This window comes from Duganella sp. sic0402, assembly GCF_019219065.1.
Taxonomy (GTDB): domain Bacteria; phylum Pseudomonadota; class Gammaproteobacteria; order Burkholderiales; family Burkholderiaceae_D; genus Rugamonas.
In genome coordinates, this window is sequence record NZ_JAHUWK010000039.1 from 1 (window position 1) to 420 (window position 420).

General features: G+C 61.9%; 1 pseudogene. It reads right to left on the reverse strand.

Annotated features, from left to right (window positions below):
* Positions 1 to 420, reverse strand: a pseudogene (locus tag KW842_RS27205) (heme utilization protein); the annotation flags it as partial.

The window sequence follows — 420 nt, forward strand, 5'->3', positions numbered from 1 at the left end:
TGGTGGTGTTGATCGCGCCGAACTGGGCGCTGGTCAGTGCTTTTACCTGTTCGGTGCCCAGCGCTTTGAACTGCTCGCTGCTCAGCGACGAGATGATGCTGGTTTTCAGGCCAACGATGTCAGCGGTTTCGATCGCGGCGATGTTGTTGGTCGACAGCGCGTTGAACTGGGCCGAGCTGAGCGCACCGAAGTGGGTCGAGTTCATCGCGACGATCTGCTCGGTGGTCAGGCCGGTCAGCTGGTTCGAATTCATCGCGGCGAACTGGGCGCTCTTCAGGGCGACCACGTCTTCGGTGGTCAGCGCGCCGATCTGGTTGCTGGTCAGCGCGGCGATCACCGAAGTTTTCAGGGCGGCCACGTCGGCAGTTTCCAGATGGGCGACCTGCTCGGTGCTCAGGCCCAGTACTTGCGAGCTGGTCA